The sequence below is a fragment of the Streptomyces bambusae genome (genome assembly GCF_019400985.1).
Lineage (GTDB): Bacteria > Actinomycetota > Actinomycetes > Streptomycetales > Streptomycetaceae > Streptomyces > Streptomyces bambusae_A.
Window position 1 is genome coordinate 1 of the sequence record NZ_WTFF01000274.1, and the last position, 9,728, is coordinate 9,728.

9 protein-coding genes are annotated in these 9,728 nt (G+C 70.9%); 3 read left to right on the forward strand and 6 right to left on the reverse strand.

Translation table 11 applies throughout. The annotated features are described in order from the left end of the window. Nucleotides 1-618 precede the first annotated feature (618 nt). Both GPJ59_RS28140 and GPJ59_RS28145 read left to right on the forward strand, forming a co-directional pair. Nucleotides 619-1,110, forward strand: coding sequence for an inorganic diphosphatase (locus GPJ59_RS28140; protein WP_179173985.1), 492 nt, complete (start codon nucleotides 619-621; stop codon nucleotides 1,108-1,110). 232 nt (nucleotides 1,111-1,342) lie between these two features. After that, nucleotides 1,343-3,016 carry a threonine/serine exporter family protein gene (locus tag GPJ59_RS28145; protein WP_219670511.1) on the forward strand — a complete coding sequence of 558 codons (1,674 nt, stop codon included), beginning with the start codon at nucleotides 1,343-1,345 and terminating at the stop codon, nucleotides 3,014-3,016. Between the two features lie 277 nt (nucleotides 3,017-3,293). Here GPJ59_RS28145 and GPJ59_RS28150 read toward each other — a convergent pair whose 3' ends face one another. The 5 genes from GPJ59_RS28150 to GPJ59_RS28170 all read right to left on the reverse strand — a co-directional run bounded on the left by GPJ59_RS28150 (nucleotide 3,294) and on the right by GPJ59_RS28170 (nucleotide 8,152). Continuing rightward, on the reverse strand, nucleotides 3,294-3,989 hold the full coding sequence (locus GPJ59_RS28150) for a VTT domain-containing protein (RefSeq protein WP_219670512.1): 696 nt from the start codon (nucleotides 3,987-3,989) through the stop codon (nucleotides 3,294-3,296). 190 nt (nucleotides 3,990-4,179) lie between these two features. Beyond that, nucleotides 4,180-4,941 (reverse strand): MerR family transcriptional regulator, encoded by a 762-nt coding sequence (locus tag GPJ59_RS28155; protein WP_219670513.1) that lies wholly within the window; start codon nucleotides 4,939-4,941, stop codon nucleotides 4,180-4,182. 141 nt (nucleotides 4,942-5,082) lie between these two features. Then, nucleotides 5,083-5,592: a DinB family protein gene (locus tag GPJ59_RS28160; RefSeq protein ID WP_374200926.1), complete on the reverse strand. Its 510-nt coding sequence runs from the start codon at nucleotides 5,590-5,592 to the stop codon at nucleotides 5,083-5,085. Nucleotides 5,593-5,721: 129 nt separating this feature from the next. Next, complete coding sequence (locus GPJ59_RS28165) at nucleotides 5,722-7,179, reverse strand: aldehyde dehydrogenase family protein (RefSeq protein ID WP_219670515.1); 1,458 nt, start codon at nucleotides 7,177-7,179, stop codon at nucleotides 5,722-5,724. A gap of 94 nt (nucleotides 7,180-7,273) precedes the next feature. Continuing rightward, the gene (locus tag GPJ59_RS28170; protein ID WP_219670516.1) at nucleotides 7,274-8,152 is read right to left on the reverse strand and encodes a helix-turn-helix domain-containing protein; all 879 of its coding nucleotides are present in this window, start codon (nucleotides 8,150-8,152) and stop codon (nucleotides 7,274-7,276) included. Nucleotides 8,153-8,473: 321 nt separating this feature from the next. On the opposite strand from GPJ59_RS28170, the gene GPJ59_RS28175 reads away from it, so the two are divergent. Further along, complete coding sequence (locus tag GPJ59_RS28175) at nucleotides 8,474-9,064, forward strand: ATP-binding protein (protein ID WP_219670517.1); 591 nt, start codon at nucleotides 8,474-8,476, stop codon at nucleotides 9,062-9,064. Between the two features lie 134 nt (nucleotides 9,065-9,198). On the opposite strand, the gene GPJ59_RS28180 is transcribed toward GPJ59_RS28175, so the two are convergent. Beyond that, nucleotides 9,199-9,444, reverse strand: a complete 246-nt coding sequence (locus tag GPJ59_RS28180; protein ID WP_219670518.1) for a DUF397 domain-containing protein — start codon at nucleotides 9,442-9,444, stop codon at nucleotides 9,199-9,201. Between the last annotated feature and the right edge of the window lie 284 nt (nucleotides 9,445-9,728).

A 9,728-nucleotide genomic window follows, 5' to 3' on the forward strand; every position in this document is an offset into this window, starting at 1 on the left:
CCTCCACGGCGAGCCGGCGGACCCGGTGGGCCTCGGGGACCAGCCGGGCGAGCACCGCGTACCGCTCGCGGGCCGGCAGGTCCCGCAGCACCTCGCCGTCGGCGGCCCGGACGTCGAAGAAGGACGGCGTGAGCGGCAGCCTCCGCCGGGCGGCTGGCACGTCCACCCGGGAGCCCCCCCCGCCCTCCCCCCCCTGGAAGGGCACGGGCCGGCCGGCCGGGCCCCGCCCGTCGTGAGCCCCGGCAGCACCCCGGGGGCGCTGGGGGCGGCCTGCGGAAGCCCGGCCGCGCCGTGATCTGCGCCACCCGTCACCCTTCCGGAGGCCGCCCGGGCCCGCTCGGCCTTACGCTGGCCGGAGTCCCACGGACCGGCTGCGACCACCGCGGAGACCGCCAGGGCCAGGCCGGCGACGGCCGAACCCGCGACGAGCTGCCACGTTCTCATCGCTGGCACCTCGGACCAGCCCCTTTCGCGATCACATGTATGCGTGAGGGACACTTAACCACTGCGTCTTGCCGCGAGCATGGCACCCCACCCGGCTGGGACGGTCCGGACGCGCACGCATGTGAATCAACTGCAGGCTCGAAGCAACGAATGCTGGACATGGAGGAGCAGGACGTGGAGTTCGACGTCACCATCGAGATCCCCAAGGGTTCGCGGAACAAGTACGAGGTGGACCACGAGACCGGCCGGATCCGTCTGGACCGTCGCCTCTTCACCTCGACCAGCTACCCGACGGACTACGGCTTCGTCGAGAACACCCTCGGCGAGGACGGCGACCCGCTGGACGCGCTGGTCATCCTGGACGAGCCGACCTTCCCGGGCTGCCTGATCAAGTGCCGCGCCATCGGCATGTTCCGCATGACGGACGAGGCCGGCGGCGACGACAAGCTGCTGTGCGTGCCGGCGTCGGACCCGCGCGTGGAGCACCTGCGCGACATCCACCACATCTCGGAGTTCGACCGCCTGGAGATCCAGCACTTCTTCGAGGTCTACAAGGACCTGGAGCCGGGCAAGTCGGTCGAGGGCGCCAACTGGGTCGGCCGCGCCGAGGCCGAGGCCGAGATCGAGCGCTCCTACAAGCGTCTGCAGGAGCAGGGCGGCCACTGACCGCTGCGCACTGCGCTCCGCACTGCACTGCGCACTGCGCGTACGACGGGCGGCACTCCCACGGGGGTGCCGCCCGTCGGCGTATGCCGAGGCGGGCGCCGAGGCGGGCGCCGCCGTCGGCGTACGCCCCGCCCGTCGGCGTACGCCCGCCTCCGCAGGGCGCCCGGCCCGCTCTCGCCGCGGATGAAACGGTTCCGCATACTGATACCCGGGTGTCACGACGGGAGGATGTGTGGCGGCGGAGGCCGAGCGGTCCGAGGACCGCAAACCGAAGTCCGACGAGGCGCACAGCGCGTTCGCACGGCCGCCGGGCGTCGTGGAACCGGGTGTGCCCGAGGACGAGCAGCCCACCTCGGAATTCGCTCTTCCGGCGGGCACCGGAACGGCCGACGCCGTGTCGGACACCGGCGACACCGGCGACACCGACGACACCGGCTCGGCCTTCGCCCCGCCCAGCACCTACAGCTCCGAGGACTCCCCGCCCGCCTTCGTCCCCGGCCACGGCCTGCCCCCGCAGCTGCCCGGGTCCCCCTGGCAGGACCGGATGCGCACCATGCTGCGCATGCCCGTGGACGTCCGGCCGGTCCCCGAGACGGCGCCGAAGGAGAGCGAGGCCGGCCCGCCGGTCGGCCGCGTGCTGGACCTGACCCTGCGCATCGGCGAGCTGCTGCTCGCCGGCGGCGAGGGCGCCGAGGACGTGGAGGCCGCCATGTTCGCGGTCGCCCGCAGCTACGGCCTGGACCGGTGCGAGCCGATGGTCACCTTCACCATGCTCTCGATCACCCACCACCCCTCCCTGGTGGGCAACCCGGTCTCGGCGAGCCGGACCGTACGCCGGCGGGGCACCGACTACACCCGGCTGGCGGCCGTCTTCCGGCTGGTGGACGACATCAGCGCGCCGGAGGTCGAGGTGTCGCTGGAGGAGGCCTACCGGCGGCTCGCGGAGATCCGCCGCAACCGCCACCCGTACCCGACCTGGGTGCTGACGGCCGCCGCCGGCCTGCTCGCCGGGGCCGCCTCCACGCTGGTCGGCGGCGGGGTCCTGGTGTTCTTCGCGGCGGCGCTCGGCGCGATGCTCGGCGACCGGCTGGCCTGGTACTGCGCGGGCCGCGGGCTGCCGGAGTTCTACCAGTTCGTGGTGGCCGCGATGCCACCGGCCGCGCTCGGGGTGGCCCTCGCCCTCGCCGAGGCCGACGTACGCGCCTCCGCGGTGATCACCGGCGGGCTGTTCGCGCTGCTGCCCGGGCGGGCCCTGGTCGCGGCCGTCCAGGACGGCCTGACCGGCTTCTACGTCACCGCCTCGGCCCGGCTGCTGGAGGTCATGTACCTCTTCATCGGCATCATCATCGGCGTGCTGGCGGTGCTCTCCGTCGGGCTCCAGCTGGGCGCCGCGCCCGAACCCGTCGACGTCCTGAGGATCCCGCCGCGGCCGCTGATCCAGATCCTCGCCTCGATGGTGCTGGTGTTCACCTTCGCGATCCTGCTCCAGCAGGAGCGCTCGACGGTGTGGATCGTGACCCTGAACGGCGGCGTCGCGTGGGTGACCTTCGGGGCGCTCACGGCGGGCGGGCTGCACCCGGTGCCGTCCACGGCGATCGCGGCCGGGCTGGTGGGCCTGTTCGGGCAGCTGTTCTCGCGCTACCGCTTCGCCTCCGCCCTGCCGTACGTGACGGCGGCGATCGGACCGCTGCTACCGGGTTCGGCGACGTACTACGGGCTGCTGTCCATCGCCGAGAAGCGGCTGGACGCGGGCTTCGCCTCACTGGTCAGCGCGGCGGCCGTCGCGCTGGCCATCGCGATCGGGGTGAACCTGGGGTCGGAGGCCTCCCGGCTGTTCATGCGGGTGCCGGGCGCGGCGAGCGCGGCGAAGCGGCGGGCGGCAGCGAAGCGGACGCGCGGCTTCTGACGCGGGGCTTCTGACGCGGGGCTTCTGACGCGGGGCCACCAAGAAGGTAATGGGCGGCACGGGCCCCGGGCGGCGCCTGCGGGCCGACATGCGCCCTGTGGAGCCCGTACGCGCCCTGCGGAACGTACGCGCCCTCATGGCCCCGTACGCGCCCTCCGTGGAGCCCGTGGATGCCTGGAGCCCGTGGGATGCCCGCCGTACACACAAAGCCGCGCGGGGCCCCGTACGCGTACGTCGCGTACGTACGGGGCCCCGCGCGGCTCGGCTGCGGAAGGGGTCAGCGGCGGGCGTGGCGGCCGCGCTGGGACGGGGCCTCGACGCCGCCGTCCGCCAGGTCGCCCTCGACGGCCGCGATCCTGGCCTCCTTGCGGGCCTTGAGGACCTCGAAGACGACCGGGATGAGCGAGAGCAGCACGATCAGGACGAGGATCGCCTCGACGTTGTCCTTGATCACGTCGATCTGGCCGAGCCAGTAGCCGGCCATGGTGACGCCCGCGCCCCAGCCGATGCCGCCGATGACGTTGTACGTCAGGAACGTGCGGTACTTCATGGTGCCGGCGCCCGCGACCATCGGCGCGAAGGTGCGGATGATCGGGACGAACCGGGCCAGCACGATGGCCTTGGGGCCGTGCTTCTCCATGAATTCGTGCGCCTTGTCCAGGTTCTCCCGCTTGAAGACCTTGGAGTTCGGCCGGTTGAAGAGCTTCGGCCCGAAGAACTTGCCGATCAGGTAGCCGACCTGGTCGCCGATGACCGCGGCGGCCACGATCAGGGTGCAGACCAGCCACAGCGGCTGCTTGATGTACTCGCCGTTCGCGACGAGCAGGCCCGCCGTGAACAGCAGGGAGTCGCCCGGCAGGAAGGCGAAGAGTCCTGACTCGGCGAAGACGATGACGAGGATGCCGATCAGGCCGAAGTGCGAGATCAGGTAGTCCGGGGACAGCCACTCGGGGGCGAGCGCAAGCGTGTACAAGATTCCGGGGCTCCTGGATCGGGGTCTCGGCGACGGGGGCGGACAGCGCGTGGTCTCAATTATGAACGTGCGCCGCCCCGGCCCGGTTCCAGGTCCCGGACCGGGGCGGCGCCCCCCGTATTCGATCTTGCTTGTCGATCAGTCGGCCGGCCGGACCGCCGATCGCCCGGCCGGTCGCCCGGCCGGCCGCTCAGCCGTTCGCGCGGGCGGCGTTGGCCACGATGGCGTCCCGCAGGAACACCGCCAGACCCGGACGGACCGCGTCGTAGGTGGCCGTGAACCGCTCGTCGGAGACGTACGTCTCACCGATGCAGGTGTGCATCTCGTGCGAGCAGGCGTAGTAGCTGCCGTCGATCCACTGCCGGTGCTCCTCGGCCAGGTCCATCGCGGCCTCGGAGCCGGCGGTGGCACCGGTGGCCATCAGCTCGGCGAACCGCCGGCAGATGTCGTTGTGCAGGTCCATCAGCCGCTTCCAGTCCTCCTTGGTGTACGAGGCGGTGCGGCGCGCGGACTCCTTGTAGGCGTCCGTGTCGCCCCAGCGCTCCTGCACCTCGTCGGCGTACTGGTCGGGATCGTGGTCCCCGAAGACCTCGAACTTCTCCTCGGGGGTCAGGTTGACGCTCATCCTCCGTGCCTCCATGGCGCGCTCCACGGCGGCGGCCATCTCCTTCAGTCGGTCGATCCGGTCGGTGAGCAGGGCATGCTGCCTGCGCAGATGCTCCTGCGGATCCGTGTCCGGGTCGTCCAGGAGGGCCGCCACCTCGTCGAGCGGGAAGCCGAGCTCCCGGTAGAACAGGATCTGCTGCAGCCGGTCCAGGTCGCCGTCGTCGTAGCGCCGGTGGCCCGCACTGCTGCGGCCGCTCGGGGAGAGCAGCCCGATCTCGTCGTAGTGGTGCAGGGTCCGCACCGTCACCTTGGCGAAACCGGCGACCTGTCCCACGGAGTAGCCCATCTTTTCCGCTCCTTCGGTCGGGTACGCCCTTCACTGTGCTTCCTCACGTCGCGTGAGGTGCAAGTACATACCCGCCGAGCGCCCGCGCCGGGCCCGTCAGGCCCCCCTCCGCACCCCTCAGGCCGTCAGGCCGTCAGGCCCTCAGCCCATCGCCTTGGTGCCGTCCAGGGACTCCCGGATGACGTCGGCGTGGCCGGCGTGCCGGGCGAACTCCTCGACCAGGTGCAGCAGCATCCAGCGGATGGAGACCTTGGTGTCCTTCGGGAACCAGGGGGCCTCGGGCAGCGGGAACGTCTGGTCCAGGGTGGGCACCGCCTCCACGAAGGCGCGCAGGTCGGCCGCCACCTCCTCCCAGGAGGCCAGTACGGAGGGCATCGTCTCGCCCTCGATCAGCTTGAACCCGGCGAGGTGGGTCTCGTAGCTGCTCTTGTACGGCTGCTGCTGGGCCAGCCGCAGCCAGTTCCGCTCGACCTGGGCCGCGTGCTTGAGCAGCCCGGACAGGGACAGCTCGCTGGCGCTGTGCCGGCCGGCCGCCTGCTCCTCGGTGAGTCCCTCGGCGGCCTCGCGCAGGGCCGCGCGCTGCGACTCGACGAAGGCCAGGAGCGTGCCGCGCTCGTCGCCGAGGACTTCGGTGGAAAGCTGAGCCATGATGTTCAACCGCCTTTGCCGTGACGTGTGTTCCGTCGGTCGTGTCGCTGCGTCGTCGGGCGCGTCGTCCCGTTCCGACAGGATTCACACTAGGAGGCAATGCGGTCAGGGGCTGTCCTAGAAGGGGCTGCCCTAGAAGGGAAACTGGCTCCGGCCGTGCTGGACGGAGATCCACTTCTGGGTGGTGAAGGCCTCCACGGTCGCCAGGCCGTTCAGCCGGCCCAGCCCCGACGCCTTCTCCCCGCCGAAGGCCGCCAGCGGCTCGTCGCCGATCGTGGAGTCGTTGACGTGGATCATCCCCGTCTCGATCCGCTCGGCGAACCGCACGCCGCGTTCGACGTCCCGGGTGTGCACCGCGCCGGAGAGGCCGTACGGGGTCGCGTTGGCCAGGCGTACGGCGTCCTCCTCGCCGTCGAACTCGACGAGGAGGGCGACCGGGCCGAAGATCTCCTGGCCCAGCAGGGGGGAGTCCTCGGGCAGGTCGGCCAGGACGGTCGGCTCGACCAGGTTGCCGCGCGTGGAACCGCGGACGAGGGCCTTGGCGCCGGACTCCACCGCGCGGTCGACCAGCGCGGTGAGGGCGTCGGCCTGGAAGGAGTTGATCAGCGGGCCGATGTGGGTGTCCGCCTCGCGGGGGTCGCCGGTGCGCAGCGACCGCACCCGCGCGGTGAACTTCTCGGTGAACTCGGCGGCGACCGAGCGGTCCACCAGGATCCGGTTGGCGGCCATGCAGACCTGGCCCTGGTAGACGAAGCGGCTGAAGACCGCCGCGTCCACGGCGTAGTCGAGGTCGGCGTCGTCCAGGACGACCAGGGCGCTGTTGCCGCTCAGCTCCAGCACGGTGCGCTTGAAGTGCCGGGCGGCGACGGAGCCGACGTGGCGGCCGACGCGGTCGGAGCCGGCGAAGGAGATGACCTTCGGCACGGGGTGGGTCAGCAGCGCGTCGCCTATCTCGGCGATGTCGGTGACCAGGACGTTGAGCAGGCCGGCCGGCAGCCCCGCGTCCTCGAAGATCTTGGCGATGACCCCGCCGCCGACGACGGGCGCGTTCTGGTTCGGCTTGATCACGACCGCGTTGCCCAGGGCGAGGGCGGGCGCGACCGACTTCATGGTCACCAGCAGCGGGAAGTTGAACGGGCTGATCACGGCGACGACGCCGACCGGGAGGCGCTGGACCCGGTTCTCCTTGCCCGCGACGGTCGAGGGCAGGATGCGGCCCTCGGGGCGGACGCAGAGCTGGACGGCCTCGCGGAGGAACTCCTTGGTGAGGTGGATCTCGAACTCGGCCTTGGGACGGGTCCCGCCGAGCTCGTCGATCATCGCCTCGACGATCTCCTTCTCGCGCTCCTCGGTCAGCCGCAGCGCCCGCTCCAGGACCTCGCGTCTGAGGTACGGGCTCGTGGCGGCCCAGTCGGCCTGGGCCCGCTCGGCGGCCCGGTAGGCACGGTCGACCTGCTCGACGGTGGCCACGGTGATGGCCGCGAGCTTCTCCCCGTTGTACGGGTTGACGTCGATGATGTCCCACGAACCGGTGCCGGCCAGCCATTCGCCGTCGATGTACTGGTGAGCCAGGTCGTCGAATATGGACATGCCATCCCTTACTGCGAGCGCGCACCCTGCGCTGCACCGGAGACCATCGGATCTGTCGATGATGAGACTGATCCGACGTCATGGTACGTGCGATTCAAGACAGTTGGAGCAGACCTCGGAGAAGATCCCGGGTCTGGTCCGGGTCCGGGCAGTCGCGCTGGAGCCGCTCCATCGCCCGGTCGTACTGCGCCACTTCCTCGGCCTTGTCCAGGTAAAGGGCGCTGGTGAGCTGTTCCAGATAGACGATGTCCTGGAGGTCGGACTCCGGGAAGCGCAGCAGGGTGAAGGCCCCGCTCTCGCCGGCGTGCCCGCCGAAGGAGAACGGCATCACCTGGAGCTGCACGTTCGGCCGCTGGGAGATCTCGATGAGGTGCTCCAACTGACCGCGCATGACGGCCCGGTCGCCGTACGGGCGGCGCAGCGCGGCCTCGTCCAGGACCGCGTGGAAGACGGGGGCGTTCTCGCTCACGAGCACCTTCTGGCGCTCCAGGCGCAGTGCGACCCGGCGGTCGACCTCGGCGGCGGTCGCGTTCGGCATGCCGCGCCGGACCACGGCCTGGGCGTAGGCCTCGGTCTGCAGCAGGCCGTGGATGAACTGGACCTCGTAGATGCGGATCAGGGACGCGGCGCCCTCCAGGCCGATGTACGTCTGGAACCAGCCGGGCAGCACGTCGCCGTAACTGTGCCACCAGCCCGCCGCGTTGGCCTCGCGGACGAGGCCGAGGAGCGACTCGCGCTCCGCGCCGTCCGTGACCCCGTACAGCGTCAGCAGGTCCTCGACGTCTCGTGCCTTGAAGCTCACCCTTCCCAACTCCAAGCGGCTGATCTTCGATTCGGATGCGCGGATCGAGTAACCGGCCGCCTCACGGGTGATGCCGCGGGATTCTCGGAGTCGCCTGAGCTGTGAGCCCAGGAGGATGCGGCGCACCACTGAACCGCTGGTTTCTGCGGTCACTAGCCCTGCCCTCCCCATTCGGTGGTCGCGTCGCGGGGCCCCCGTACCCCAGGGGCCGCAGTCTGCCACCAAAACGCATCGGCCCGTACTCGTTCTGTAACGGAATCCGGCCTCCCGGAAAAGAAGTCCGTAAGTATGCGTAGGAAGAAATGAGCAAGAACCGTCACGGGAGTGGACAGGTCCGGCGCGTGCACGTGCATCTGCCCTTGCATCTGACATCGGCATTCGGAACGATGGTTCCCGCGCACCTGCGTGCTCTTCGCGCCGGCGCCGGACCCACCCCGCAGTTCTTTCTGGACAGTGCCGCTGCTCAGTCCGCGAATCCCGGGAGTGCCTCGCATGGGGACGAATGGATCGACCATGCTCGAGCCGTTACGGCAGGGGCTTCCCCCGGTCGATCCCACGGCTGTCTCCGGGTCCGCCTCCTGTGCCCTGCCCGCCCGGTTCGAGGCGGTGCGGGGCGCCCGTTCGTTCACCCGGTCCACGCTGTCCCAGTGGGGCCTGGAGGACCGTTTCGACGACGTCTCCCTGGTCGTGTCCGAGCTCGTCACCAATGCGCTGCGGCACGCCCTGCCGGACGAGGGGCGGGGCGACGGAGGCAGGGGCGACGGGGGCCGGGGCGACGGGGGCAGGGCGGGCGACGGGCGGACCGCCGGGGCTTCCCCGACGGGCGGACGGGCCGGCGAGGAGCCGCCGGTACGGCTGCACCTGATGCGGTGGAGCACCCGGCTGGTGTGCGCGGTACGGGACCCCAGCGAGGACCGGCCCGGCGCCGACTTCTCCCCGGAGCGGCTGGACGAGAACTGCGCCGCGGAGTCGGGGCGGGGGCTGTTCCTGGTCGACTCCTACAGCGACAGCTGGGGCTGGCACCCGCTGGCGGGGCGACTGACGGGCAAAGTGGTCTGGGCCCTGTTCCTGCTCCATGACTGAGCCGTCTCAAAGGGCCCGCCGGAGGGCCGTGACAGCAGACTGACCGAGATCGATCGCTGTGATCGATCTCGGTCAGTGCACGTGCACGGCTTGAACCGGGCAGGTCGTTCGGGCGAAGTGTTCGGGCGGGTTGTTCAGGCGATCAGATGGTCGAACTCGCCGTCCTTGACCCCCAGCAGCAGCGCCTCGATCTCGGCGGGCGTGTAGACGAGCGCGGGCCCGTCCGGGTGCCGCGAGTTGCGCACAGCCACGTCGCCGCCGGGCAGTTTGGCGAACTCCACGCAGGATCCCTGCGAGTTGCTGTGCCTGCTCTTCTGCCAGGTCAGGCTGTAGAGGGAAGCGAGTTCTGCAGCTGCCATCCCGTTGTACGCATGGTCCACAGGAAGCCCCCGATAGTGCAGATGTCAACTGCACCGGATCATAGCTCTGTTCATGCGCTGCTGCATGGGCAGATGCACGTGCACGCGGGGTGCTGACCTGATCACTCTTGATCACGCACATACGGGTCGCGGGGCGGAACGGCCCGTTCCCCAGGCGTTGTTGACCGTGGGGGGCAGGTCGCGCGGCTGCGGCGGGCGTGCGGGGGTCGCCTGCGGGCGGCGGATGCCGGGGCGGGCGGGGCCGGTCGGGCTGCCGGGCCGGGCCGGGCCGGTCGGGTCAGTCG